20 protein-coding genes, 1 pseudogene, 1 riboswitch and 1 other annotated feature are annotated in these 25,714 nt (G+C 43.0%); of the genes and pseudogenes, 14 read left to right on the forward strand and 7 right to left on the reverse strand.

Going from position 1 to position 25,714, the window contains the following annotated elements; all coding sequences use genetic code 11:
* Window positions 1-197: 197 nt before the first annotated feature.
* The 6 genes from IGJ05_RS01515 (at window position 198) to IGJ05_RS01540 (ending at window position 7,042) form a co-directional block, all read left to right on the forward strand.
* Window positions 198-962 carry an ABC transporter ATP-binding protein gene (locus tag IGJ05_RS01515; RefSeq protein ID WP_005229848.1) on the forward strand — a complete coding sequence of 255 codons (765 nt, stop codon included), beginning with the start codon at window positions 198-200 and terminating at the stop codon, window positions 960-962.
* Complete coding sequence (locus IGJ05_RS01520; RefSeq protein ID WP_060793061.1) at window positions 952-3,006, forward strand: FtsX-like permease family protein; 2,055 nt, start codon at window positions 952-954, stop codon at window positions 3,004-3,006. The genes IGJ05_RS01515 and IGJ05_RS01520 overlap by 11 nt, the downstream gene beginning before the upstream one ends.
* A 188-nt stretch (window positions 3,007-3,194) precedes the next feature.
* Window positions 3,195-4,277 (forward strand): M42 family metallopeptidase, encoded by a 1,083-nt coding sequence (locus IGJ05_RS01525; protein WP_010749523.1) that lies wholly within the window; start codon window positions 3,195-3,197, stop codon window positions 4,275-4,277.
* A 9-nt stretch (window positions 4,278-4,286) separates the two neighbouring features.
* Window positions 4,287-5,072, forward strand: a complete 786-nt coding sequence (locus tag IGJ05_RS01530) for a DUF975 family protein (protein ID WP_225001005.1) — start codon at window positions 4,287-4,289, stop codon at window positions 5,070-5,072.
* A gap of 206 nt (window positions 5,073-5,278) precedes the next feature.
* Entirely contained in the window at window positions 5,279-6,019 is a 741-nt protein-coding gene (locus tag IGJ05_RS01535) for an MBL fold metallo-hydrolase (RefSeq protein WP_005229857.1), read from the forward strand.
* A gap of 18 nt (window positions 6,020-6,037) precedes the next feature.
* Window positions 6,038-7,042: a lipoate--protein ligase gene (locus tag IGJ05_RS01540; RefSeq protein ID WP_015509943.1), complete on the forward strand. Its 1,005-nt coding sequence runs from the start codon at window positions 6,038-6,040 to the stop codon at window positions 7,040-7,042.
* 45 nt (window positions 7,043-7,087) lie between these two features.
* Here the strand turns inward: IGJ05_RS01540 and proS are convergent, their stop codons facing one another.
* On the reverse strand, window positions 7,088-8,521 hold the full coding sequence (proS, locus tag IGJ05_RS01545) for a proline--tRNA ligase (RefSeq protein ID WP_225001004.1): 1,434 nt from the start codon (window positions 8,519-8,521) through the stop codon (window positions 7,088-7,090).
* A gap of 41 nt (window positions 8,522-8,562) precedes the next feature.
* Window positions 8,563-8,767 (reverse strand) — a binding site (T-box leader).
* 96 nt (window positions 8,768-8,863) lie between these two features.
* Complete coding sequence (locus IGJ05_RS01550; RefSeq protein WP_151195013.1) at window positions 8,864-10,741, reverse strand: hypothetical protein; 1,878 nt, start codon at window positions 10,739-10,741, stop codon at window positions 8,864-8,866.
* 151 nt (window positions 10,742-10,892) lie between these two features.
* Here IGJ05_RS01550 and IGJ05_RS01555 point away from each other — a divergent pair, with 151 nt between their 5' ends.
* Window positions 10,893-11,402: a S24/S26 family peptidase gene (locus IGJ05_RS01555; RefSeq protein WP_266166383.1), complete on the forward strand. Its 510-nt coding sequence runs from the start codon at window positions 10,893-10,895 to the stop codon at window positions 11,400-11,402.
* A gap of 62 nt (window positions 11,403-11,464) precedes the next feature.
* Here the strand turns inward: IGJ05_RS01555 and IGJ05_RS01560 are convergent, their stop codons facing one another.
* From IGJ05_RS01560 to IGJ05_RS01575, 4 genes are read right to left on the reverse strand one after another with little or no spacing between them, the layout of a single operon-like run.
* The gene (locus tag IGJ05_RS01560) at window positions 11,465-12,145 is read right to left on the reverse strand and encodes an energy-coupling factor transporter transmembrane component T (protein WP_051095383.1); all 681 of its coding nucleotides are present in this window, start codon (window positions 12,143-12,145) and stop codon (window positions 11,465-11,467) included.
* Window positions 12,072-13,484, reverse strand: coding sequence for an ABC transporter ATP-binding protein (locus tag IGJ05_RS01565; RefSeq protein ID WP_266166384.1), 1,413 nt, complete (start codon window positions 13,482-13,484; stop codon window positions 12,072-12,074). Before IGJ05_RS01565 ends, IGJ05_RS01560 begins: the two co-directional genes overlap by 74 nt.
* Window positions 13,481-14,083, reverse strand: coding sequence for an ECF transporter S component (locus IGJ05_RS01570; protein WP_010749530.1), 603 nt, complete (start codon window positions 14,081-14,083; stop codon window positions 13,481-13,483). Before IGJ05_RS01570 ends, IGJ05_RS01565 begins: the two co-directional genes overlap by 4 nt.
* Complete coding sequence (locus tag IGJ05_RS01575; protein ID WP_266166385.1) at window positions 14,076-14,699, reverse strand: YkoF family thiamine/hydroxymethylpyrimidine-binding protein; 624 nt, start codon at window positions 14,697-14,699, stop codon at window positions 14,076-14,078. Before IGJ05_RS01575 ends, IGJ05_RS01570 begins: the two co-directional genes overlap by 8 nt.
* Window positions 14,700-14,793: 94 nt before the next feature.
* Window positions 14,794-14,893: riboswitch (TPP riboswitch) on the reverse strand.
* A gap of 322 nt (window positions 14,894-15,215) precedes the next feature.
* Here IGJ05_RS01575 and IGJ05_RS01580 point away from each other — a divergent pair.
* Both IGJ05_RS01580 and IGJ05_RS01585 read left to right on the forward strand, forming a co-directional pair.
* Window positions 15,216-16,754 (forward strand): zinc ABC transporter substrate-binding protein AdcA, encoded by a 1,539-nt coding sequence (locus IGJ05_RS01580; protein WP_270290214.1) that lies wholly within the window; start codon window positions 15,216-15,218, stop codon window positions 16,752-16,754.
* A 66-nt stretch (window positions 16,755-16,820) separates the two neighbouring features.
* A complete protein-coding gene (locus IGJ05_RS01585; RefSeq protein WP_015509935.1) occupies window positions 16,821-17,831 on the forward strand; it encodes a plasmid pRiA4b ORF-3 family protein in 1,011 nt (336 codons plus the stop codon).
* A 90-nt stretch (window positions 17,832-17,921) separates the two neighbouring features.
* On the opposite strand, the gene IGJ05_RS01590 is transcribed toward IGJ05_RS01585, so the two are convergent.
* Window positions 17,922-19,037 carry an NAD(P)/FAD-dependent oxidoreductase gene (locus tag IGJ05_RS01590; protein WP_317725849.1) on the reverse strand — a complete coding sequence of 372 codons (1,116 nt, stop codon included), beginning with the start codon at window positions 19,035-19,037 and terminating at the stop codon, window positions 17,922-17,924.
* 118 nt (window positions 19,038-19,155) lie between these two features.
* Here IGJ05_RS01590 and recQ point away from each other — a divergent pair, with 118 nt between their 5' ends.
* The 5 genes and pseudogenes from recQ (at window position 19,156) to IGJ05_RS01615 (ending at window position 25,494) form a co-directional block, all read left to right on the forward strand.
* Window positions 19,156-20,922, forward strand: a complete 1,767-nt coding sequence (gene recQ / locus IGJ05_RS01595) for a DNA helicase RecQ (RefSeq protein ID WP_266166392.1) — start codon at window positions 19,156-19,158, stop codon at window positions 20,920-20,922.
* 57 nt (window positions 20,923-20,979) lie between these two features.
* Window positions 20,980-21,399, forward strand: a complete 420-nt coding sequence (locus IGJ05_RS01600) for a GNAT family N-acetyltransferase (RefSeq protein WP_266166394.1) — start codon at window positions 20,980-20,982, stop codon at window positions 21,397-21,399.
* Window positions 21,400-21,456: 57 nt separating this feature from the next.
* The gene (locus tag IGJ05_RS01605) at window positions 21,457-22,200 is read left to right on the forward strand and encodes a MurR/RpiR family transcriptional regulator (RefSeq protein WP_266166396.1); all 744 of its coding nucleotides are present in this window, start codon (window positions 21,457-21,459) and stop codon (window positions 22,198-22,200) included.
* 550 nt (window positions 22,201-22,750) lie between these two features.
* A complete protein-coding gene (locus IGJ05_RS01610; protein WP_225001066.1) occupies window positions 22,751-23,116 on the forward strand; it encodes a hypothetical protein in 366 nt (121 codons plus the stop codon).
* A 44-nt stretch (window positions 23,117-23,160) separates the two neighbouring features.
* Window positions 23,161-25,494, forward strand: a pseudogene (locus IGJ05_RS01615) (lectin-like domain-containing protein).
* Window positions 25,495-25,714 lie beyond the last annotated feature (220 nt).

The following is a 25,714-nucleotide window of genomic DNA, read 5'->3' on the forward strand; positions in this document are numbered from 1 at the left end:
ATATACACAATATATGGTGTATATTCATTGGGGTGTTTTCTGAGAAAACTGATAAGATTAAGGATTTGGTTGTTCCATGTTTCACATAATGAATAAAAAACTTTTTTAAATTTATTTTTTCTCTGTTTTGAAGCAGAAGTATTCAATGAAAAAGTATGCTACCATAAGGAGAGAATTTTATTAAAGGAGGGTTCTATGTGAAAAATATGATTGATGTGAAGCATCTGACCAAAAGTTACGGCACTCGTTTCAATCAAACCAAAGTATTAGATAACCTTTCTTTTGCAGTGGATCAAGGAGAATTTGTCGGGGTCATGGGGCCCAGCGGCGCTGGGAAAACGACCTTGATGAATCTGTTGTCTTCAATCATGCGACCTAGCTTAGGCTCGATCTATATCGATGGCAAAGACATTACCCGAATGTCGGAAAAAGCCCTCAGTGATTTTCGTCGTCAGCAGATCGGTTTTATCTTTCAAGACTTTAATCTTTTAGAGACGTTGACTGCCAGAGACAATATCTTGCTTCCCCTTGCCATTGATCGTTTGCCCGTGAGTGAAACCCAAGAGCGCATTGAACAAACGGCCAATTTGTTAGGAATCGAGCACTTGTTAGATCGCTACCCAGAAGAATTGTCTGTAGGGCAAAAACAGCGGGTCGCTGCTGCTCGAGCAATCATTAGTCGTCCGGCGGTCCTTTTTGCTGATGAACCCACTGGCGCCCTTGATTCAAAAGCGGCGACAGAATTGTTACGGTATTTAGCACAAATCAATCAACAAGAGAAAACAACGATCTTGATGGTCACCCATGATCCTTTCACCGCCAGCTACTGCAACCGAATTTTATTCATCCGAGACGGTGTCTTCTTTGCAGAAGTCGTCAAAAAAGGCGGGCGTCAGGAATTTTTTGAAAAAATCATCGATATGCAGGCAACGATTGGAGGCGGTCCGCGCCATGTTGTTTAAAATCGGCTGGCGGAGTTTTTTACGGCAGTTTCGCAACTATATGGTGTACTTTATTTGTATGATGACCGCTGTGATGATTTTTTATTCCTTTAACGCCTTGATGAATGATCGTCTGCTGAATCAACGGGTCCAGCAAGATATCCGCATTGAAGGGGTTTTAGGATTCGGCAGCAGTGTGGTTGCCTTTGTCGTCTTGTTTTTTATGCTGAGTGCCAATCATTTTTTTCTTAGTCAGCGGCAAAAAGAAATCAGTGTTTACCAGCTTTTGGGGCTGCGGCAAGGTCGTCTGGCTTGGCTGTTGCTGCGGGAAACGTTTCTATTGAACTTTTTCTCTTTAGTGACCGGCATCTTTATGGGGATTATTTTTTCGAAATTTTTTTCTATGATTTTGATTCGAGCGATGGGCTTGAATTTAACGAGTCATTTCTTTAATTCGCCCCAATCGATTTTTTCAACGGTTTTTGTCTTTATCGCGGCGATGATTATTTTGAGTATTCAAGTGATCCTTTTTGTATGGCGTACCCCAATGAGTGAGCTGATCAAGACTGAATACCGCTTACCGATCAAGAAAATGAAAATGACCCCGTTTCGTTCATTAATGGGGGTTCTAGGTCTGATTCTACTGGGGGTAGGCTACTATTTGTCTTTGACCCTGCGGGAAACGTGGACCAACTATATCACGTACACACAAGATTTTTCAGCAATTTTATGGATTCCTTTATTGATTCTGTTTTGTTGTGTGACGGCAACCTATCTTTTTTTTGATTGCTCGTTGCCGGCATTGTTATATTTTTTGAGTAAGCCGAAAAAACGTCTTATCAAAGGGGCGAAACTGATTGCTTACAATAACGTGCGGGCTTACTTGCAAAGAACGTGGAAAAGCTATGCGCTTTTGACGATCATCACAGCGATCGCAATCTCCCTGATCGGGGGAACGATGGGGGTCATCTCATTAAACTATCAAGCAACGAACCGCATTTATCCAACGTCCTTTCAAGTGTCAGAAGAGCAGGCAGATACCTTGCGGGACCTTTTAGAAAAAGCCGATACACCGATTATTGCCGAACAATCGATTCCCTATAAAATGACCAATATGACGGTTCAAACCCGTTACCTTGGAGAGTTGCAAGACGAAAATATTGAAAATATCATGGTGAATCTGGTCGCTTTTTCTGATTATCAGCGTCTGCGAAAACTGGTTCCCGATGCCCCGGAGATTCAACTGAGTACCGATAAACAAGCGGTGCTTTTTGACAGTCAATACGATGTGACTCGTTCGTTTATCACCTATCGCGATGAGGTCAAAATCGGCAGTCAACATACGTTCAAACTCATTCAAGCAGAACAGGATTATTTTGGGGATTCTGCCTTGCGCTATTCCTTGCCGAATGTCCTTGTCATCCAAGATGATGCGTACCAACAAGTTGAGGGCTTCACCTATAGCGTTGCTTATTTACAAACAGACAAGGTGCAAACGGAGAGCTTGACTCAGCTGCTAGATGAAGAGCTGCCGATTGAGTGGACGCATCCTTTGACCTATGAGTTTAGCGATGACCAAAAAAGCGTGCGTTTTTATCCAGAGACTGCCCGAGATTCCACCAGTGAGAATAACCAGATGACCGCATATCGACTGACCTTAGCGAATCGTTTTACAACGATGCGCGGCGTGCGGCGGCAAGCAGGAATCGTTTTGTTTGTGTCATTATTTGTAGGTGTGATCGTTTTGATCACGACATCCAGCAGTTTGATCGTTCGGCAATTTTCAAATACCGAGCGGGAGAAACACAATTACCGATTATTGACCAAACTAGGTTACACCCGAAAAGAAGTACGCAAACTCGTTTACTGGCAAAACATCTGGATTTTTATGCCAGGTACGCTACTGGCGATCTTGCATGCCGTCTTTGCCATCAATACCTTCACCCAAATCATCGACAGTCCTGGGTATTGGGTGGCTCATTTGTTTGCGGCAGTTGCAGCAGTCGTCTATCTATTTGCCTATTTGATTACCGTCAAGCTGTGTCTGCGAATAATTGAAACTTGATTGAATTCTTGATAAAACGATCCTTAGAATTGAAGCGAACCTTACAAGTTAGACCAAAAAATCTAACCTTGAGGATCACTACAAAACGAGGATCGTTTTTTCATTTAACCAATCTTTTTGTATTTCCCTCTGGCACCAGATTAAGAGAATGGTATAATCATAATCAATGAGACAAAGGAGGAAGCAAGATGGAGAAAAAAGAAGAACAGCTTTTAATAGACCTAACGACTGCACGTGGGGTTCCTGGGAATGAGGAGGAAGTGCGTGAAGTCTTTAAAGAATATGCCAAAGACTTTGCTGAAGATATCTTTTTTGATGGTTTAGGAAGTGTCATTGCCAAACATGTTGGTGATGGCGGTGGACCGAAAATTTTTATATCGGGACATATGGATGAAGTCGGCTTTATGGTAACTAAAATCACAGAAAAAGGCTTTATTGAATTCCAGACCCTTGGTGGTTGGTGGGGGCAAGTGATGCTGGCACAGCAAGTCGAGATCAAAACCAATGAAGGCAAATTGATCCACGGTGTCGTCGGTTCAAAACCACCCCATGTCTTGAGTCCAGAGACTCGAAATAAACCGTATGATATCAAAGATATGTTCATTGATATCGGCGCTTCAAGTGAAGAAGAAGCCAAAGGCTGGGGGATCCGTCCGGGAGATATGATCACCCCTTATATCCAATACAAACGGATGAACGACAGCAAATTTTTATTAGCCAAAGCATGGGACAATCGAATCGGTACGGCGGTATCACTGCGGGTATTAGAAACCTTGGCAGCAGAAGGACATCCCAACTGCTTGTTTGCTGGCAGTGACGTGATGGAAGAAGTTGGCCTAAGAGGGGCGCGAACAAGCACTCACTTAGTGAATCCCGATATCGCGATCGCACTAGATACTGGTACCGCTGGGGACACGCCTGGAATGACACCAAAAGAAGCGGATTCTGTGTTAGGCAAAGGCCCACAAGTCCTGATTTTTGATGCTTCCATGATTCCTCACAAGAAATTATTGAATTTTGTGATCGATGTCGCAGAAGAAATGGAAATTCCTTTCCAATATACCGTGATCACTGGTGGAGGAACCGATGCTGGTCAAATGCATTTGACTCGTGATGGGGTCCCTTCGATCGCTATTACCGTGCCAGTTCGTTACCTGCATTCTCATACTTCTGTCATTCATGAGGATGACTACTTCAATACAGTCAAGCTTGTAACGGAAGTGGTTCGCCGCTTAGACGATAAGACCGTTAAAGCATTGCGCAGTTATTAAGGTGAGTCTATGAGATCAAATACAATGATTCGAGAGACCGCCAAAAACTCCTTGCGCGGATTCTGGGGAACGTTCGTCTTAAGTATTTTAGCGACGGTTGCGGTACAAGCGGTGGTCAGCTCGCTTTTTAGTAGTATTGGGACTTCTTTTGGTGCAAACAATGCAGGGAGCTGGATCGATCTGATCTTGGACAATTTTGTCTTCTTTGCGTTTTCGGTAGCGTTGAGTATCATGGCACTCTATCTGGTTCGTGGCAGAGGAATCAAGGTGGGGGATATTTTTCTAGTCTTTGATAAACGTCTGTATGTACCGTTTTTGCTACTAAATTTAGTGAGCGCGCTTTTAAATTATCTTTTGAGTTTTGCGATTTTCTTGCCGCAGTTTGTCTTATCAGGGCTCAATCAATATTTGGACTTGGTATTCAATTTTAATCGGGGAATCTCTATTGATTTGGCGATGTTTAATGGCTCCCTGGCTTTTGTACTCGGGACTTTTCTCGCCATCATTTTGTTCTTCTTTTTGTCACAAGTCGTTACTGGTGTGATCCAATTAGCGATCTATCTGCGCTATGATCAACCGGAATTAGGGGTTCTTCAGTCAATTAAAGTGGCCTTTGCGCTCTTGCGTCCACATCTGGGTCAATACATTTGGCTACAGTTATCATTGATTGGTTGGTTTATTCTCGGCTTTTTGGCACTGATGATCGGGATGCTATGGGCAAACGCCTACGCTTATGCGGTTAATGCAGTATTTTATGAGGAATTGATCAATGAACAACGAGCGATGATCAGATAAACAAAAAAGACGATGGCCCATTGGTCTGGCTCCCTGCAGATAGAGTAAAAAACTCATTCATAGGGTTCTACCAATAGACGTCGTTTTTTTCTCGTTTTCTCGATCTTTTTTTGCAAAAAAATGGTCGGATTTTAGTCAAATCAGCTGAGATGTGATAGCATAAAAGAAGTAGAAAATCAGCTTGAGCCAAAGAGGAGGAAACACAAGTGAAAATAACTGTCTTAGGTTGTTTAGGTGCCTATCCGTATAATGGTGAAGGGACTACTGGCTATTTAATTGAGTCGGAAGGCTTTCATTTGCTGCTTGATGCGGGAAGCACCACCTTGGTCCAACTAGAAAAAATCCTTGATCCCTTAGACTTAGATGCAGTGATTCTGACGCATTACCATCACGATCATATTGCGGATCTAGGGGTATTGCAATACTATTGGCAATTATATCCAGGAAACGAAGAACGCCAGGTTTTGCCGATCTACGGACATGGGGAGGACACTGTTCATTTTGAAAGCCTGACGATGCCTGGAGTGACTCAAGGAATTGATTACCTCCAAACGGAGTCATTGGAATTGGGCCCGTTTACCATTACCTTTATGAAAACGATCCATCCAGTCACTTGCTATGCCATGCGATTTGTTGAGAAAAGCACAGGCAAGGTTTTTGTTTTTACAGGCGATTCTGGCTACTTAGAATCTTTTGTTCCGTTTGCACAAGGAGCTGACCTGTTTTTGGCAGATACCTATCTTTTTGCAGGCAATGAGCGGCACAAGGCTCATTTTACGTCAAAAGAAGCAGGCGAGATCGCCCATGCGGCGCAGGTAAAAAAATTAATGTTGACGCATTTGCCGCAACACGGTGATTTAGAACAGTTACGAGAAGAGGCTGCACTAGCTGCCAACGGGATCCCCGTTGAATTGGCGGCTGTTCAAAAAATAATTGAAATCATCTAATTAGGAGGAACGAATAGTATGCTTTTTGTACCGAACGAACTGAATGACCCACGCATCAATTTAGCCATCGAGATTTTTCTTCTTCAAGAAATGAAAGTGGATGAACCCATCTTACTTTTTTACATTAATGAACCATCGATTATCATTGGACGCAATCAAAATACGATCGAAGAGATCAATAAGGAATATGTGGATGAACATGGGATCCATGTCGTTCGTCGTTTCAGCGGCGGCGGTGCAGTCTATCATGATTTCGGAAACTTGAATTTCAGCTTTATTATGCCTGACGATGGGAATTCTTTCAGAGATTTTGAAAAACTGACCAAACCAATCGTCCAAGCTTTACATGAGATGGGGGTTGAAGGGGCGCAACTAAAAGGCCGCAACGACCTTGTGATCAATGACATGAAGTTTTCTGGGAATGCGATGTACGCAACAAATGGCCGGATGTTTGCTCATGGCACGATCATGTTTGACAGTGATATCAATGAAGTAGTTAACGCCTTGAAAGTCCGTAAAGACAAAATCGAATCAAAAGGCATCAAATCGATCCGTTCAAGAGTGACCAACATCAAACCATTCTTGCCAAAAGAGAAGCAAGACATGACGACTGAAGAGTTCCGTCAAGAAATCTTATTGAAGATTTTTGGTGTCGATTCCGTGGAAGACGTCAAAACCTATGAACTAACAGAAGAGGATTGGGTCAAGATCAATGAGATTTCCGATAAGTATTATCGTAACTGGGATTGGAATTACGGCAAATCACCAGCCTTTGATATAGAACGTCGTCATCGATTCCCGATCGGTTCCATCGAAGTTCGTTTAAATGTGGCAGAAGGAAAAATCACAGATGCCAAAATCTTTGGCGACTTTTTCGGCCTAGGGGACATTGCAGATGTAGAACAAGCACTGATCGGTACTCGTTATGCCAAAGAAGATTTGGCACAAGTCATTGCCAACATTGATGTCAAAAAATATTTTGGCAACATCACGCCTGAAGATTTTCTTTCATTGATTTATTAATCAAAAAACGAAGCAGCCTTTTCCATCTGGCTGCTTCGTTTTTTATTAGTATGCGCGGGCGATCCAAACGGTGTGTTTGGCAGGTTTCCCGCTGACGATATCGACCGTTTTTTCCATTGGCGCTTCAAACGGAATGTTCCGAGTAGTAAAGCCAGTTTCTTCTTTGATTTTGGCTTCGGTTTCTTCCGAGCCGTCCCAACCGATCAAAACAAAACCAGTCACTTTGTCTTCTTGTTTGCACGTTTCGATATGGGCTTTTAGTTCATCCAATGTATCGATGTCGGTGTACTCATTATCTTTGTTACGTTCCTTCGCAGCTGCTAATAAACGTGGAGTCATTGCTTGTAATTCTTGGTCAACAAACGCTTCTAATTCCTCAAGCACCACCGTTTGCTTGTCAGGTAGGTCACGGACTTTGACCATGACCTTGCCAGCTTCTAAATCTCTTGGGCCACATTCGATTCGCAAGCAAGCGCCTTTTAGTTCCCATTCATTGAATTTATAGCCAGGTGAGTTATCAGAATCATCCAAACGAACACGAATGCCCTTGGCTTTAAAGTTGGCATACAGTTCTTCTAATTTTTCTAAGATGGCTGGATTCTTTTTCCAAGGACCGACTGGTAACAACACAACTTGGGTTGGTGCAATGGTTGGTGGGAAAACTAAACCATTTTCATCGCCATGGGTCATGATCAAGGCACCTAACAAGCGGGTAGAGACACCCCAAGAGGTTGTGTGGGCATGGGTATGCTTGTTTTCTTTCGTTAAATACGTAATATCAAATGCTTCAGCAAATTTTGTCCCCATGTAGTGGCTGGTTCCTGCTTGGACTGCTTTGCCGTCTTTCATCATCGCTTCGATCGAATACGTATCTACTGCCCCGGCAAAGCGCTCAGATGGGGTTTTTTGTCCACGATAAACAGGGATCGCTAGAAATTCTTCGCAAAGGCGGGCATATTCATCTAAGACTTTCATGGTGCGTTGACGAGCATCTTCTTCATTTTCATGAGCGGTATGACCTTCTTGCCATAAAAACTCTGAGGTACGCAAGAAAGGCAATGTTTTCTTTTCCCAACGAAAGACGTTTGCCCATTGATTGATTTCATAAGGCAGGTCACGGTAGGAGTTGATCCAATCAGAAAAGGCAGAGCCGATCATGGTTTCTGAGGTTGGACGCAAGGCCAAAGGTTCTTCCAGTTTTTCGTTGCCGACTTCTGTGACCCAAGGTAATTCAGGGGCAAAGCCTTCGATATGATCCGCTTCCTTCATAAAGAAATTTTGCGGAATCAGCATTGGGAAGTATGCATTGCGAATGCCTTCTTTTTTCAAGAAACGATTGAACTCCTCTTGAATATGTTCCCAAAGTTCGAAGCCGTCAGGACGGAAAATAATGGAACCTTTCACTGGGGAGTAAGCCATCAATTCGGCTTTTTGGATCGTTTGTATATACCATTCTGTAAAATCATTTTTTTGTGTCATTGTTTTTCCTCCTTAAAAAAATAAAAAAGCATCTCGTCCTAAAAAAGGACGAAATGCTTGGATTTCGCGGTACCACCTTTGTTGATTATCGATAGGGATAATCCAACTCGTAAAGGATAAGGCCTTTCCACCGACCGTTTTGCGGTCATTGCCATTGGGTAGGTTCATTTTATCAGCGGGTGTCGATTTTTCAGCTGCCATCGACTCTCTAAGACCATCATAAAATTACTATTCCAATGCTTGTTGCTGTTCTTTATCATGCTAAAGCGAAAAAGCGAAAAAAGCAAGAGTTTTTTCGCTTTTTCTTAAAATAGACCGTTTAACGTATCGGAGAAAAGGCAGTCAGTCAAAAGACAGCAGATCCGCTTTAGCGGCAAGTGTCAAACGCAAAAAATGAAAACCATCTGAATCCTCGATACGCATACTTCCTTGATAGACAAGACAAATTTGTTCCAGCATTTGCACATCGGTATGGATCGCCTGTCGTTTTGCTTCGTCAGTTTGCAGTTTTTCTGCCTCATCCTCTGTCAAAAGCGGCATTTGACAGTCGATATGTAGCTGTTCTTTTGTGTCAGTCACTTTCAACGAAAGCCTGCGATTTTGAGGATCTGTGACCGAACAGGTGTAGCGGATGGCGTACTCTAAGCAATGGGCGATCAAGGACAGACGATCATTTTCTTCCAATCGTTCCAGTGGTTCCGTGAGGTCATCGCAGGTAAGCGTGATTCTTTTTTGAGCGGCAGTGTGTTGATAATCAGCAAGCAGCATCGTCGTGATCGATTCTTTTTCAACCGCAGGGATCGTTAGCTGCTGCTTGATTTCTTCTTCAATCTCGCAAAGACCTTCATACGCAGCCGCTAGTTGTTCGTCTTCTAACATGTCTTTAATGGTATGGGTTCTCTTTTTGATGGTTTGTAGAACTTGCTGCCATTGTGCCGTTTGATCTGGACCGATCGCCTGCTGATTTTCATACAATCGCACTTTGATGTCTGCTGTGTCGATCTGCTTATTTTTGCCTTCACTGGCAAAAAAGAGTTCGAGGAACCCATAACAAGTAAAAATAAGTATCAGTAAGAAAAAGATGATCGAGCGCCAATTGATGTCAGATTGCGGGAGGACTAAAATATCTTGGATATACAAGAACCCATGACCGATTGCCGCGACAACGATCCAAGGTGCACAAAGGACATAAAATTGATTCTTTTTTAACGCCTCATAAATCGCCGCAAATGAAGTCACAAAGGTGCTGGTGATATTTAATAAAAACAGATAGTTCATGACGACTGGCAAACTTTGTTTTTGAAAAAGTGCCAAAAACATGGCAAAGATCCCAAAGGAGTAGTGAACAAACAACCATTTCTGATAATACTTACGTACGAAGTGCATGTTTGTGTAGTAAAACCCAATCAAAAACATGGGCGTAATAATCGAAAGAAAATTTAACATAAATGAATTCACGATGGGAGAAAAAAGCAGTCCACCCAGCAGATCCCCGAAGCCTGCTTCTAAACCTGCACTTAAGGCAAAGCCACTGAATAAAATGGAAGATACTTTCAGCTTTCTTTGGTTGATAAAAGAAACGAAGAGATAAAATAAATTAAGGATACAAATAAATCCGGTAAATAGGAGGATATAGATATTCAAAATTGATAGACTAAAAACATAACCGATCAATGCATTGGCAGGACCGAAAAAGACTTCGGCTGGAAAGCCAGAATAGGTGTCGAAAGGACTAGTCACGTAGATCTTCAACGTCTTTCCAACGTAATCCTCTGGCAATGTGATAAAAGATAAGGTTTTGCCAGGATGGTTGAAGGTCAATGAATGTTCGGCAGCTTCATTGGTATAAATTTCTTGATCATCCAAATAGACGGTCATGTGTTGATGATCGCCAATCAGCAGCATCGTTGGATATTTGTATTCATTGGTCATTTTTCGCTGCATGACAAATCGCTCATTGGCTTTTACGCTAGGTAAATATTTCACATAACGGCTAATAAAAGTAGAATCAGGATTGTCTTCCGCATAAAAAATCCAATCTTCCTTCTTCTCCACGGTATGGTTATCAGAAGTAGGAGATAGGAAGAGTATAAGAAAAAAACCGATGCTTCCTAGCAAAAATAGAACGAGTAGGATAAAGGGAATCCAACGTTTAAAAAAGAACTTGTTATTTAAAAAAAGCATACTTTTTCTCCTATGTTTTTTAATCGCCTTTAGCATAATATAAATAGTAAAATAAAGTCAAATAATAATGAGAAAAAATACGCATAAAAATTCAATGAATCGTTTTTAAATATTTGAAAAAAATTTAAATATGTTATAGAATCGAAAAAGAAACTGAGCCTTAGAAGGAGAAAAGAAAAAGAAACTTTTGCCAAAACAAAGTATCATGCTCTCACTTTTTGTATTGTTGTTTATGCTGATTTCTGTTTTAGCGGTCGTGATTCCTCATGCGTTTGGTTTCACAATGGCCATCGTTAACAGCGATGCAATGGAACCTACATATTCCGAAGGGACATTGCTTTTTGTTAAAAAGGCTTCAGAAGACAATTTGGTCGTTGGTAATGAAGTGACCTATTATGTCGATCACGGCAGACAGATGCGCACACGGCGAATCGTTGCAGTGGGAGAAAACCAATCGGTGCTTTATACGATCGGTGATAACCAAAGCCAGATGGAACCAAAAGAAATCCAAAAAAGCCAATTGATTGGGCAACCCATTTTTTATATCCCTAAAGTAGGGGCTTGGCTCAATCAAACGACGATCCAGCTTTTTAAAAACATGTATTTCCTTTTCGCAATGTATATTTTAGTGACCACCTTGTTTGTAACGCTCTATCAAATCAAATCTGGATCCATAAAAAAATCAATCATCTCTTAGCCATAAGAAGGAAAAAGCCAAAGAAACGGCAGTGTTTCTTTGGCTTTTTCTCTTTTTCCCCTTTATAAGAGCAGTGTTCCAGCGAGGCCGATTATCAGACAAAAAGATAGAAAGAGCATATCGGCGAAAGTGATGCGAAATGACTTGGCGTAGGTTCGCTTTGCCTCGCTGTCAAATCCTCTTGAAAGCATCGCAGTCGCCAAGAGCTCAGACCAACGAATCGATTTGACCAGTAAAGGGATCAGCATCTTGAATGAAAATAGATTGACGGGGATTCCTCTAGAACGCATGCTATTACGGATATTCTGATACTCGGCTGGAATGATGGGCGCAATTTGAAACGCAGCGAGCAGACCATAGGCAAAAACGGCGGGGAGTCGCAGCTGTTGCTGCAGCGAATAAATCAGCTCATTGATCGTGGTCGATACACTGAAAGAACTACCCAACATACCAAAGCAATAGATACGGCTTGCCATGTCAAGTCCATAGCGCATAGCTGCTGCTGAGGAGGAGCCACCTTGGTTGTCCTGGTAGTAAAGGAGTCCGGTGAAAAAGACCCCCACAGCTGCCAAGGTCAATGCAGAAACAAGCAAAAGGCTTTTTTTCAAAGAGCGTTCGTTTACAGAAACAGCAAAGAACAGGACACAGAGTAGCAGATTCAATCTGAAATTATTTTGAAAAGAAACCAGTAAGGCGAGTCCTAAAATGGCGAATAACTTGACTGTCGGGTTGAGGGTGCGCATCTATGTCCTCCTTTTCATAATGATTAAAATCAATGATTTGTGAACAAAATGCTTCCAATAATAAGACATCGTGACTAACGATTAAAACCAAGGTGCCGCTTGCGGCTTTTTCGGCTAACAGCTGCATGACCTGCCAAGCTTGCTTGACATCTTGGCCATAGGTCGGTTCATCCACCAACAGTAATTTGACTGGTCGCTGCAATAAAGCTGCTACTGCCAAGCGTCTTTGCTGGCCTTGGCTGAGTAGAAAAGGGGACTGAGTGCTCTTGTTTTGTAGTCGCAATTTTTCCAGCAGTTTGTCACTCTCGGTCGCTGCACGTCCTTGACTAAGCTCCTGTGCCACTGTAGCAGCCAAAAACTGGTCCTGCGGATTTTGCATGATCCAGCTGATGGACCGAAAAGGGGAGGGATGCTTCTTGATTGGATCCCCGCACAGGCGAATGGTTCCTGAGTACGCCTGCTGCTGCAAGATCGCTTTTAAAAACGAAGATTTGCCGCTGCCGCTACGTCCGGTAAGCCCAATCATTGTCCCACTATCAAAGGTAAGATTCGGAAAAACAATCGCTTGGTTACGGATCGGCAGGCGAAAATCTTGAAAAGATAGCCGCCCTTTTGCAGAAAGTTTCTTGATCTCAACAGGCGCTAGTGACCTGCGCAACTCCTGATCGAGTGTGCGCATCTTTTCTTGATCGACGGATCTGAATCCTTCTTCAATCAGCAGCCACTCAGAAACCCAGTCAGCAGTTTCTTTGATTTGATGGTCGATCAGTAAGATGCCAATGGCATGTTGCTTTTGGAGCTGTCGCAGTTTTCGAATGATTTTTTGACTTGTGTCGGCGTCCAAATTGGCAAATGGTTCATCCAAAAGCAAGTAGCGACTCTTTAAAATCAGACAACAAGCCAATGCTACTAACTGTTTCTCACCGCCAGACAAGGTCGTAAAGGGCTGATCGGCAAGATGGCTGATCTCGCAAAACGTCAAGGCATCCGCTACTTTTTTTGGCATGTCGGCTTGGGGAATACATTGATTTTCAAGACAAAATAGTAGTTCTTCTCGAGGCGTGGCCATACAAAATTGCATATCTGGATTTTGAAACAGTAAGCTGATCGACGTGCTTCTTTCTCGAATGGAAAGCTGGTTTAGCATTCGGTCATCGATCGTATAGGTTCCTTCTTCAAACCCTTTCTCGTTAAGCCCCGCTAAGAGGTGGAAAAGAGTGCTTTTTCCTGTTCCTGAAGCACCATAGATTCCTTTTGTTTCTCCGGGGGCTAAAGACAGTGTCAGATCAAGCCGTTTTTGATCCACGAAAAAGCAGCCGTTTTTCACGAGCAGGCTCATGCCGCTTCTCGTTTGGCGCTAATGGTTTGGTCTTCAGCAATCGGGTAACTGTTGAGAACGCCCATGCGTGTCAGATGGTCACAGACGATCTTGACCAAAAAGGCGGAAAAGAATAAAGAAGAAAGCAAGCGAATAATAAAAATCACCACCAACAACTGCCATTGCAAGTCAACGAAATTTGACCGAATGATCCCCCAAAGAAAACTCGTGATCGTGGCGCCAATGGCACCAGTGATCAAAGGGAACCAGCCATAGCGACGGTAGCCACCTAATGCAAAGCCAGCTTCTGTTCCAATCCCTTGTACAAACCCGCTGATAAAAATAATCGGTCCATAAAAATTCCCCATAAACACTTCTAAAAGTGCGGCGATCATCTCAGTGATCGTCGCTGCGCCCGGTTTGCGCAGCACATAGCCAGCAAAAGCCGCTGCCATGAACCAAACCCCGAAAATAAACTCATTCGCTAAAACAGACAAACCAAAGGGGGTTAAAAGCGTACCTAACAACAGCCCAAAATGAACAGCGCCCAAATAGATCACGCCAAAAATCAACGAAGCGATCCCCACCATAATGACATCTTTTAAGACCCATTTAGTCATGCGTCACCGCCTTCTTTTTGGAAGGACTGTTGACTGAGACCGTTGCTTCTAACACATAATGGGGAAGATGGTCATGGGTATACGCTAATGCCGCTTCAAAATACGCAAAGAGTTGGCTGGCCGTTCCCGTCAGCATCGTGACATAATGGGCGGAGCGAGGAGCCAAACCATAGGTTTCTGCCAGTTGGACGATGGTGGCGATCTCTTCCATATAATTGTTTTCCCCAAATACATAAAACGAGTATTTACAATCCACGTCAAACGTACCATTCATAAGATTGCTTGCTTTATTGGGTTGTGCCTGTTCTCCATTCAAAAACGCGTCACCTGCAGAATCGCCAGGACAGCCCTTAGAAAAAGTAAACTCACCCACGAGGTGTGTCTTGGATTCGTAAGCGTTGATAAATAGCCCAGCTGCCGCATCGACAACACTTGGGGCTTCCCCTCGGAAAAGGGTGCTGAACAGATCGGTTTGCTGCCAAACAGCTGTTGTATCCGTCCGCTCAATGCTCGCTACGATTTGTTGCGCGAAGTGGTCTTTCATGGGGTACAAACTTACTCGGCACCCAGTGATATCGATCCCGCCTGCGGCACAGGCGATTGGTTCATTTGTCATTTTCTCTTCTCCTCTCGATGGTTTTTCTGTCTACAAAAAAAAGCGTTCCTCCTTTTTCTATCCACACGTAGACAGAAAAAATGGGAACGCGAAAAATCATGCGCTGCCACTTCCCTACGTTGGTACTAACCAAATCAGGTTCTAAGGGACCAGACTTACGTCTATCTCAGCATAAAGCGCCCCTAGTGGATAATCTTCTATTCAATTACCCCTCGAGTGTAGCACAGGACCCAGCAAAGGACAATAAAAAGAGATGTTCGACGATTGAAAAAAAATCAGCAGAGCAGGTCTTTCAAGAAAATTTCTTCACTGATATCTGTGGTGGTACATATGAAGGTTTTTACATATAAAAAAACAAGTGAAAAAGCGGTTGACAGGTTGCAAATAGTTGTGTAAAGTATAAAACCGATGGTAAAACGTAAACGTTACGTTTTGTTTTTATAAATCGTAATTGATTTATCAGTATTTTACCAAGGGAAAGAAAAAGAGGAAAAATAAAAGGAGTGTAGTTAGAAAATGAAGAAGTTTTTTAAAATAACGATGTTATCAGCAGTAGCCCTCGCATTGGCTGCCTGTGGTCAAGGTGGTTCTGACGCTACGGAGCAGTCAGGAAACGCCTCTTCTGAGAATGAACAAATTCAGGTCATGGCCACGTTTTATCCGATGTATGATTTTACACGCCAAGTCGTAGGGGAGGAAGGGCAGGTCGAATTATTGATGCCCGCAGGCACTGATTCCCACGACTACGAACCTTCTGCAAAGGACATGGCAAAGATCCAAGATGCGGATGTCTTTGTCTACAACAATGAAAACATGGAAATGTGGGTTCCTTCGATTGAAGCTACGTTAAATGATGGCGATGTGACAGTGGTCAAAGCCACAGAAGGAATGGTCTTACTTCCAGGAGACGAGGATCATGATCATGACCACGATCATGGCGATGATGGTCATTCCCATGAATTGGATCCCCATGTTTGGTTAGCACCAAGCTTAGCCATGAAACAAGTAGAGGCGATCCGTGACCAACTAAGTGAGGCTTATCCAGAGAAAGCGACAGCCTTTGCAGAAAATGCTGCGAATTATTTAGCGAAGTTACAAGAGCTTCATGCGTCTTATGAAGAAGCGTTTAGCAATCCAGCGCAAAATCACTTCGTGACCCAGCACGCAGCTTTTGGTTATTTGGCATTGGAATACGGGTTGACCCAAGTACCGATCTCTGGTCTTTCACCAAGCGAGGAACCTTCCGCTTCACGAATCGCAGAACTAAAAGAGTTCGTTCAAGAAACAGGTATCCAAACGATTTACTTTGAAGAAAATGCCAAAGACAGCATTGCACGAACGTTAGCTTCAGAAGCAGGTGTCGAACTGGCTGTCTTGAATCCATTAGAAGGGTTGACCCAAGAACAAATGGATAACGGGGAAGACTATATTTCGATCATGGAACAAAACCGTGATGCCTTGAGAAAAACGACCGATGTAGCAAATGACAAAGAAATAGCGGAAGCCGAAAAAGAAAAAACGGTTTATAACGGCTATTTCGAGGATGCAGATGTTCAAGATCGTCCCTTATCTGATTGGGCAGGAGAATGGCAATCCGTGTATCCATTTTTACAAGACGGAACATTAGACCAAGTGTTTGATTATAAAGCAAAAATGGACAAGAAAATGACGGCTGACGAATACAAAGAGTATTATACGACCGGTTATCAAACAGATGTTGCTCAGATCAAGATCACAGACAATACAATGACGTTTATCTTCGATGATGGTACGAAGAAAGAAGCAAATTATGTGTATACTGGCAAAGAGATTTTGAACTATTCCGCTGGTAATCGTGGCGTACGTTTCTTGTTTGAAAGCACTGACGAAGATGCGGCATTCAAATACATCCAATTCAGCGACCATATGATCGCACCAAGTGCGTCCCATCATTTCCATATCTACTTCGGCAATGATAGTCATGAAGCCTTATTAGAAGAAATGGATCATTGGCCAACCTATTATCCAACTGGGATGAGCGGATTAGAAATTGCACAGGAAATGCTTTCCCATTAAAAAAAAGATTGACAATCCTCGCTCTTTTCGTCAAAGTAAACTTGATAGGAAGGAGCGAGAATTTTTTTGGAAAAAACATTGAAGAAATTAGCGAAAGTGATTGACCGTATGATGGATCACGTTGATTTGTATGGCGGACCAAGTGTGGTTAGTGACGACGATCTTGAACACTACTTAGATCCTGTTTTTTACTTGATCTTTTGCGCGGAAACAGATGGTGGCATGACTAAATTAAAAGACAAAGTCTTTGTCGAATCGGTGTACACCGAAATGCTGCCTCAAGAAGTACCGTACAGTTTAAATTTTCTTCCGTTTGCCAAAACAGCCATTGAAGACTTTTATTACTGCATGTATAAAGAAAAGCATATCACCAAATCACAATACCAAGAAATCGCCTTTGTATTGGCTGAAAAACAACCTATCTTTTTCGCACGGATGTCCAAACCCCAGTTTTGGTCAGCTGAAAAGAAAGAAGCGATGTTAGCGATGATTCAAGACACCGATCCTGAAGAACATGAACTATTGCCCGTTGATGACCCGCGTATTGCTGCAATCTCGCCAAAAATCGTCCCATTTCCAACGAAACATACGGCCTTTGATGAAGCGGCGAATAGACCAGTCGCCTATCAGATCCGTATTGATTTAGAAGGATACCGTCCGCCAATTTGGCGTCGTTTGATCATTCCTGCAGGGCTGACTTATGAGCAGCTGCATATTTTGATCCAGATTGCCTTTGAGTGGATGAATCAACATTTGTACTTGTTTATTGCCGGTTCGAAATCGATCGGCTTAGGCAATTCCGTACCAACGGATGCTTCCGGTATTGACCAAGATTTTCAGTATTGCAAGTCCATGACCTACATTTATGATATGGGGGCAGATTGGACACATAAGATCAAAATTGAAAAAGTGTTGACCACAGAAGATCACCCAGATCCCGTCGTTCCAGTTTGTATCAAAGCTGTTGGCGACGTTCCAATTGAAGATGCCTTTGATGACGATTTCAGAGAACCATTGGATCGCGAGATCATCAATGAAATGTTACTCGATTATTGGGAAACAGGAGAATATGTTTAGCGATCAGCTAGAAGACTGTATCGTAATTTTGCAAGACTATCAATGACAACCACCAGAACCGCTAGGGTCTGGTGGTTTTTAAGTCTTCTGTCAAAGACGCTTCTTGATATATTCTGTCATCGGTTTTGTGTAGCTCAAGAAGTTTTTTGGTTGAGATCGTCCATCATTGATCCGATTGGCTAGGAGATAACCGATATAAGGCCCGGTCGTTAACCCAGAAGAACCAAGTCCACTGGCGGCGAACAAATTCGTTTCATCAGGCACTTCCCCAAAGAACGGCGCAAAATCAGAAGTATAGGCACGTGTGCCAACGCGCATGGTCACAGGTGTGGCAAAGAGTGCTTCGGGATCTTCAAGAAAAGCACCGATTCCTGTCATCAATTGCTGCTTGGCAGCTTCCGTAGGCGTCAGATCCCAACCAGCATCATTTTCATGCGTAGCGCCTAATAAAATTTGTCCATTTGAGAAGGGGATCAAGTCGCCTTCACCCTCTAGCATGGCGACTGGCCAATTATCTGTCGGCAAGTTGGCAGCAAAGGAAAGCAATTGGCCTTTTTGCGGACGAATATCAACGTGATACCCCAAAGGTGATAACAAGTCTAACAATCCAGGTCCAGCTGTCAGACAAAGAACCTCTGCCTCAAGGAGTTGATCCTTTGCTTTGATTTGCCAATGGCTGTCCTTTCTTAAAATCTCGGCTTTTTCTTCGATAAAAGTGACTTGCTGCTGTAAGGCAACTCTTTTTACGTGCGCAAGATAAGCACGACCATCTAAACGACCACCTCCTGAGATCCGTAATGAGGACATTTCCTTCAATAATGGCAGTGCCTCTTTGGTTTGTGGTCCTGTCAGCAAATCGATCTCGCCGATTTCTGGGGCTTCTTTGCGGCGACTCACAGCCAGATCTGCCAGCTCCTGAAGCGCGTTTTCGGGACGCACCACCAACGTGCCACAGGGGGCATAGATGGAATCATCTAATGCAAAATCCCGCACCAATTGTGGGAAAAACGCGGCACCGTCTTGTGCAAGCTGGTACCATTTTTTATTGCGGCGTTTGGAGAGCCAAGGGGAGATGATGCCAGCACTAGCAGACGTTGCTTGTCCGATAAGGGAATCAACGACAGTCACGTCAAATTTGGTTTTATCAAGATAATTGGCGAGGGTCAATCCAATGATCCCACCGCCGATAATCACAACTTTTTTCATAGTAGAAGACTCCTTTGGTTGATTTCAATGAAAAGCGAATAAAAAGCGAAAGTTCTCTTAATGCCGTTTTCTTTGCGTACTTAATTGCGTATAATAAGGAAATGGAAAAGAGGGTATTATGCAAACTATTCAAACAGTCTTAAAAGAACATTTTGGCTATTCACAGTTTCGTGAAGGTCAAGAGACGATTATTCAATCTATTTTAACACAACAAAATGTTTTGGGAATCATGCCTACTGGTGGCGGGAAATCGATTTGTTATCAGTTGCCAGCGCTCTTGCTGGATGGGGTCACCTTGGTCATTTCCCCTTTGATTTCTTTAATGAAAGATCAAGTAGACAGCCTCATTGATATGGGGATCCCTGCTGCTTACATCAATTCTTCGTTGACCGGAGCACAGATCAATCAACGCTTGCAAGAAGCTCGCCAAGGACGAATCAAGCTGCTGTACGTTTCTCCAGAACGTCTGGACTCAGAAGCTTTTCGCTATTCGCTGCGGCAGATGCCGATCGCTTTGTTAGCCGTTGATGAGGCCCACTGTATTTCCCAATGGGGGCACGATTTTCGCCCGAGCTATCTGCGGCTCGCCGAAACGATCGACAATTGGGAACAAAAGCCCACGATCGTAGCCCTTACCGCAACAGCTACGCCCAAAGTTGCCGAAGATATCGAAAATTTACTTTCGATTCCAGCTGAAAATCAAGTCAAGACCGGCTTTGCGCGGGAAAATTTGGCTTTTCAAGTCGTCAAGGATCAAAAAGATACCTACATAACGACGTATTTGAAAATGAACCAAGGACAATCAGGTATTATTTACGCCAGCACCCGTAAAGAAGTGGAACGAATCTATCACCTGTTGAAGCATGAACACGTGTCAGTCGGATATTACCATGGCGGGCTTTCAGAAGAAGAGCGCTCCTTTTTCCAAGAAGAATTTCTCTATGACCGCCTGCAAGTGATGGTAGCCACCAATGCATTCGGAATGGGAATCAACAAAAGCAACGTCCGCTTCGTGATCCATGCCCAGATACCAGGTAATTTGGAGTCTTATTATCAAGAAGCAGGGCGTGCTGGACGAGATGGGGAACCCAGTGATGCGATCTTGCTTTATGCGCCGCAAGACATGCAGATCCAGCAATTCTTTATCGATCAATCCGAATCAGACATTCTTTATCGCCAAAACGAATACTTGAAGTTGCGGGAGATGAGCCAATACGGACATACCCAATTGTGTTTGCAGCGCTATATTTTGCGTTATTTCGGAGAAGATGGTCCCGATTGCGGTCGTTGCAGCAATTGTCTTGATGAAAGAGAACAAGTGGATATCACAGTGGATACACAAAAAGTGTTGTCATGTGTGAAACGAATGGGCGAACGCTTTGGGAAAGCCCTGGTGGGGAAAGTGCTAACTGGCTCAGGCGATCAAAAAGTCAAACAGTGGGGCTTTGAAAAGTTACCAACTTATGGATTAATGAAAGATTGGTCCCAAAAGGAAGTCAATCAGCTGATCGATTATTTAACAGCATCAGGGTATCTTTTGCCGTCTGAAGGGCAATACCCGTTGTTAAGTGTGACTAATGCGGGGATTGATGTGTTGCTTGGAAAAGCAAAAGTTTATAGAAAACAAACCAAAGTCAAACAGTTAGTGGTGGACGATGAGCTATTCGATCAACTGCGCACCTTACGATTGAATCTCGCACAAGAACAAAATTTGCCGCCGTATGTGGTTTTTTCTGATAAAACACTGCGAGAGCTGGCAGAAGTCCAGCCAAAAACACCGATCGAGTTTTTACAGATCAAAGGAGTTGGCCAAAACAAGTTGGATAAGTATGGCGACGCCTTTTTAGCATTGCTTTCTGAATACGAAAAGACGGAAAGTGACTAAAATAGATCATTTTTCTAAGATAAGACAAAAAAGACAGCAGGAAGGGACGAAACATCAGTGATTACGATTCGACCGGCAGTAGCTGCAGATCAAGCATTTTGGTTTTCTTTGGATACTCACTTACCAACGGAAGTCTTCGCCAAAAAGATAATGGAAAAAACTGCTTATGTTGTAGTTGCAGACGACCAGCCAGTAGGGTTGCTACGCTACAATTTTTTCTGGGACACGATTCCTTTTTGTACCATGTTAGTGATCGCAGAAGCGCATCAAGGCAAGGGACTCGGGAAACGGTTGGTTACTTATTGGGAACAACAGCAAAAAGCAGCTGGCCATGCTCTTTGCTTGACTTCCTCACAAGTCGACGAGCAGGCACAGCATTTCTATCGCAAACTCGGTTACCAAGATGCCGGTGGGTTACTTTTGACAAGTCCTGGATTTGAACAGCCGATGGAATTGTTCCTTGTCAAACAGTTGTGATGTTTCTGCCTGCTTATGGTACATTGATAGGAGAACAAAAAAATAGGAGCGTTTAACATGTCTTTTTTTGGAAAAATCGATTTCAATGAGTTATCAGAGACCGATCGTGCAATCTATCATTACATGTCCAGCCAAAGTGATAAAATTCCTTACATGCTTGTCCGGGAGATCGCGCTTGAATCCCACACTTCAGCTTCTTCGGTCATGCGCTTTATCCGTAAATTAGGGTACGAAAGTTTTACGGAGTTTCGTACCCAGTTTAAAGTCCCTGAATTAGATGCCGTTAGTTTTTATAGCAGCATGAATGTCCTGAATGCTGAACATTTTCCGCGAGATATTGAAGGAAAGATTCGTCGGATCGCAGAAAGAATGTTGGAATGCGACAACATCATTTTTTATGGCATCGGTGCCTCTGGTTCCATGTGTGAATACGCTGCCCGCCGTTTTGCTACGATTGGGTTTAATAGCTATGCATTAGTGGATAATACGTACCCCATTTTTGCTAAGCTGAAGCATACTTCGGATAATATGATCGTCGTCCTTTCCATCACGAGAACGACTACCGAGATCATTGAAGTCGTCAATGGGTTTCGTAACAATCCAGACTTCACCACGGTAGCGATCACCAGTGACGCCAATAGCACTCTGGGACGAATGTCCGATTATGTCTTGGATTATTCAGTTGATGTAAAACGCATCAACAAGTATGAAGATTTGACGACGCAAATCCCTTGTCTTTTCTTAGTGGAAGCTTTATCAGAGACGGTTCGTCAGTTTTCGTTAACAGCAGAAGAATTGTAAACGGATTTTTCTCTTTATTCACATGTAAATCAACAAACAGCTTCATTCCATCAAAAGGGATTCCTTTGATGGAATGATTCGGCTGTTTGTTTTTTTTATTAGGAAAAAGAGAAAAAAATAGGTTTAGGTATCGTTAAAAGTCGACTTGAAAAGTTTGCTGTATGAAAAAAAGTAAAGTGACAAGCAAGGGGAAATGAGGGGTGAGATAAAGTGTGCAGTAAAAATGACTTGGATTCGTGTCATTTTCACTAGATTTTTATAGAATGACGAGTATTTTGGAAGGAATGAGCCACGAAAGATAACGAAGATTCACAATATTCACCATTCGATGAAGAATGTGAATTTTATCAAAAGTCAAACAACGATATAATAAATAGAACATGTTTGAAAACCATCGTTTTTGAGACGTGTTATTTTATTTTGAGCGATATTTTTAATAAGGCTGGTAAACCATGCTTTAAAATGGTTTTCTCCTGTATTTCTTGCAAATCCTTTTATAATCCCAAAAACGATGGTTTTTGAAGTGAATTCTATAAAAGGAGGAGGGAGAATGAACATCAAAGGTGCGCCTTTTCGAGCAAAACTTCTAAAAGGCTTTCTCGTCTTATGGGTCGCATGCAGCTTTCCAATAACAAGCTTCAGCAATGAGCTGCGATCAACCGAAACAGATGGGACCGTACAGTTTACAGGAGTATATGAACCGCTAGATCCCCCAGTACCGTCACCGCCAACAGGACCAGTCCCACGTCCGCCGCAAGACACGGTGAAGCCGGGGGGACAACTGCCTCAGACCAACACCGTTCAGCGATTGGATTGGGTGATCCTAGGCGGTCTTTTGCTAATTATCGCGCTTGACTTATATATGTTAAAACAAATCATTCGAAAAGGAAAAGTTGCATCCCCTGACTGGGGATAGCGTCCATTAAACAAACAAGAGAATGACATTTAGGAGTGAATGGGATGAACTCATTTTTTCGTAAAAAAAATAAAGGATTGCTGGTTTTGCTTGTCTTACTCCCACTGATTACGACGTTCACGATCATGAATGCCGAGACGATTTTTTCGTGGACCCCAGAGAATGAGCAAGAGGAAAAATCAGCTGAAGACGTAATCGGAGAAATTTCTTTTCCAGAAGAAATGATCCAAGGAGAAGTCGATCATGTACTAGATTTTATCTTCTACTCAGAAGATGCCCTTGAAACGGTGGACCTCGCTTTGCCTGAACAAGTAATCATCGATCAGGAATCATTGATTGAGGGGCTAACTGCTGTAGAAACAGAAAACGAAGGTGTGTGGCAGCTGACCAGCGAGACCCCACAAACCACCTTTGTCTTACCGATTATTGTGGATACGATCGGAGAATATGAGATCATCGTTGCCGATTCTGCGTCACAACGGCTTCTGATAGTTGAAAACACGGTGATTGAAGATATTGATCAAGACGAAGATGAAAATGATTCTGCGGAAGCTGCACCAGAGGAAGAAGTAGACGAGGCTTCGGATGAGGCAGCAAAAGAGGCGGAAGTGGATGATAGAAGTGATCAGATGGTCGAAGTGACGATTGACAAAAACAATTTTAGAGAACACTTTGATGTCCAAGGCACTGCTACTTACAATGAAGAAACTGGGCTATTAGTCTTGACAGAAGATATCACTTGGTCAGTCGGTTATGTTACCTTAAAAGACAGAATTAGTCTGGATCAGCCATTTACGCTTAAAGGTAGAGCTAATATAGGGGCTAAACTGAATGGTGCTGATGGGATGGCGTTTGGCTTTCACAATTCTGAGACTCACATAAGAGGTCACGAAGGCAATGCGTTTGGAATTGGAGGATTGAGGGATGCTTTTGCTTTTAAGCTAGACAATAACTATAATGATACTCGAGGTTTTTTTGACGAGAATAGGTTTATTGTTGAAAGGGACCCTATAGCCGTCGGTGGAGCACCTTTTGCTGGCTTTATCTATCATAGGACGCCATTGTTACTGGAAACATATATGGGAAATGACGCTCCAGCAGCAAGAACGGGTGTTAGGAATGGAGCAAATGACCCGATCTTGATTGAGTACAGGCCAGATAGTCAAGGCCGCTGGTTTCAAGTTACGTATAGAGATCGGACTTGGCGACGTGATATCAGTGATTGGCAACCCGCTGATATTTCTGCAATGGCTTTTATAATATCTGGTAGTACAGGGGCGAGAAGTGATCGTCATACCTTTTATTTTGAAGAGATGAATTACTACATTGGTACCGGAACCGTCCATGTGAATTATCGAGATAGAGAGACAGGGGTGGATATTTTACCAACTGAAACATTAGAACTGCCATTACGTTTCCTTCATACACTGGACCCCAAGAATCGAGAAAGCGATGAACCTTATCAGTTAGGGTATGACTATTATGGTGTTGAGTATGAAGCAGAATACTTTGACCCAGATACATTTGACATTATGCCGCAGCCTTTCCATCAGGAGGTGACTTTTTTATTTGATCGCGTGCCATCGAACATCAAGATCAATCACATAGATGAAGAAGGGGTAGCACTGAGGGAACCCACCTATCAAGGAGAATTCGTAAATGAATCGGTTGATATACTGCCTGAGGAGATTCCTTATTTTTAATATCTTTACGAGCGGGACGGTCAGCCGCTGGAAACAAGAGTCACCCGAGATGAACAAGAATACTGGCTGGTGTATGGTTTAGAAAGTACTCCGCAACCAGTAGATCCTCTTGACCCGGATACGCAAGTAAACCCTGAGAATCCGCCTGAGATTGATGAAGAACAAGGGTTTGTCAGCTTGGATTTTGTTTCCCAATTCCAGTTTGGGACAGTTGGCATTCGGTCAGAAACGACGACCTATGATGCCTTGCCGCAGAAATTGCTTCATCCGGCTGATCCAAATGATAATCTACGCCCTAATTATGTGCAAGTTTCGGATCGGAGGCGGGAAAATTCTGGTTGGACCCTCCGTGCAACCTTACGAACCCCTTTTGAAAGTGATGAAGGGCATCAACTGAATGGTGCTAGAATTTTGTTAAACAATATCGATGTAGCAACGACTCGAGAAAATGCGTCTGATCCCCCTACGTATAAACCGCAAGCAACCCTGACTGTTGGACAGGCTGAAGTGATTGCGCAAGCAAATGCCAACGAAGGTAGAGGCACTTGGGTCCAGCGCTTTGGCGATCGAGAAACAATGGATCAAAGTGTGAAACTGGAGGTGCCAGTGAGTGCAGCACCTCAAGCCACACGATATACAGCAACGATCCTCTGGGAACTTTCATTTGTTCCTTAACAATAAAGTAAAAAGAAGCTGCAGCTAGTTGCAGCTTCTTTTTTTGCTCAAAGGACTAGTGGTACTATTAGCAATTGGTTTTTCTGGGATAACTAAAAGTTTATATTCTTCCTTGTCTTTTATCAACTCTTAGCAAACGATAATCCAAGTCATTTTTTTAGGGAGAGCTTAAGCAACCATGATAATGCACTTTTTAATGTACTTTGTCATGGATGAAACA

It is taken from the genome of Enterococcus sp. AZ167 (genome assembly GCF_051714025.1).
Taxonomy (GTDB): Bacteria; Bacillota; Bacilli; order Lactobacillales; family Enterococcaceae; genus Enterococcus_D; species Enterococcus_D casseliflavus.

Bases quoted from the DNA above. Each gene is read 5' to 3' on its own strand.
- IGJ05_RS01520 (WP_060793061.1), top strand. From the start codon at position 952: ATGTTGTTTAAAATCGGCTGGCGGAGTTTTTTACGGCAGTTTCGCAAC.
- IGJ05_RS01525 (WP_010749523.1), top strand. From the start codon at position 3,195: ATGGAGAAAAAAGAAGAACAGCTTTTAATAGACCTAACGACTGCACGT.
- IGJ05_RS01530 (WP_225001005.1), top strand. From the start codon at position 4,287: ATGAGATCAAATACAATGATTCGAGAGACCGCCAAAAACTCCTTGCGC.
- IGJ05_RS01540 (WP_015509943.1), top strand. From the start codon at position 6,038: ATGCTTTTTGTACCGAACGAACTGAATGACCCACGCATCAATTTAGCC.
- proS (WP_225001004.1), bottom strand. From the start codon at position 8,521: ATGACACAAAAAAATGATTTTACAGAATGGTATATACAAACGATCCAA.
- IGJ05_RS01550 (WP_151195013.1), bottom strand. From the start codon at position 10,741: ATGCTAAAGGCGATTAAAAAACATAGGAGAAAAAGTATGCTTTTTTTA.
- IGJ05_RS01560 (WP_051095383.1), bottom strand. From the start codon at position 12,145: ATGCGCACCCTCAACCCGACAGTCAAGTTATTCGCCATTTTAGGACTC.
- IGJ05_RS01565 (WP_266166384.1), bottom strand. From the start codon at position 13,484: ATGAGCCTGCTCGTGAAAAACGGCTGCTTTTTCGTGGATCAAAAACGG.
- IGJ05_RS01570 (WP_010749530.1), bottom strand. From the start codon at position 14,083: ATGACTAAATGGGTCTTAAAAGATGTCATTATGGTGGGGATCGCTTCG.
- IGJ05_RS01575 (WP_266166385.1), bottom strand. From the start codon at position 14,699: ATGACAAATGAACCAATCGCCTGTGCCGCAGGCGGGATCGATATCACT.
- IGJ05_RS01580 (WP_270290214.1), top strand. From the start codon at position 15,216: ATGAAGAAGTTTTTTAAAATAACGATGTTATCAGCAGTAGCCCTCGCA.
- IGJ05_RS01590 (WP_317725849.1), bottom strand. From the start codon at position 19,037: ATGAAAAAAGTTGTGATTATCGGCGGTGGGATCATTGGATTGACCCTC.
- recQ (WP_266166392.1), top strand. From the start codon at position 19,156: ATGCAAACTATTCAAACAGTCTTAAAAGAACATTTTGGCTATTCACAG.
- IGJ05_RS01605 (WP_266166396.1), top strand. From the start codon at position 21,457: ATGTCTTTTTTTGGAAAAATCGATTTCAATGAGTTATCAGAGACCGAT.
- IGJ05_RS01610 (WP_225001066.1), top strand. From the start codon at position 22,751: ATGAACATCAAAGGTGCGCCTTTTCGAGCAAAACTTCTAAAAGGCTTT.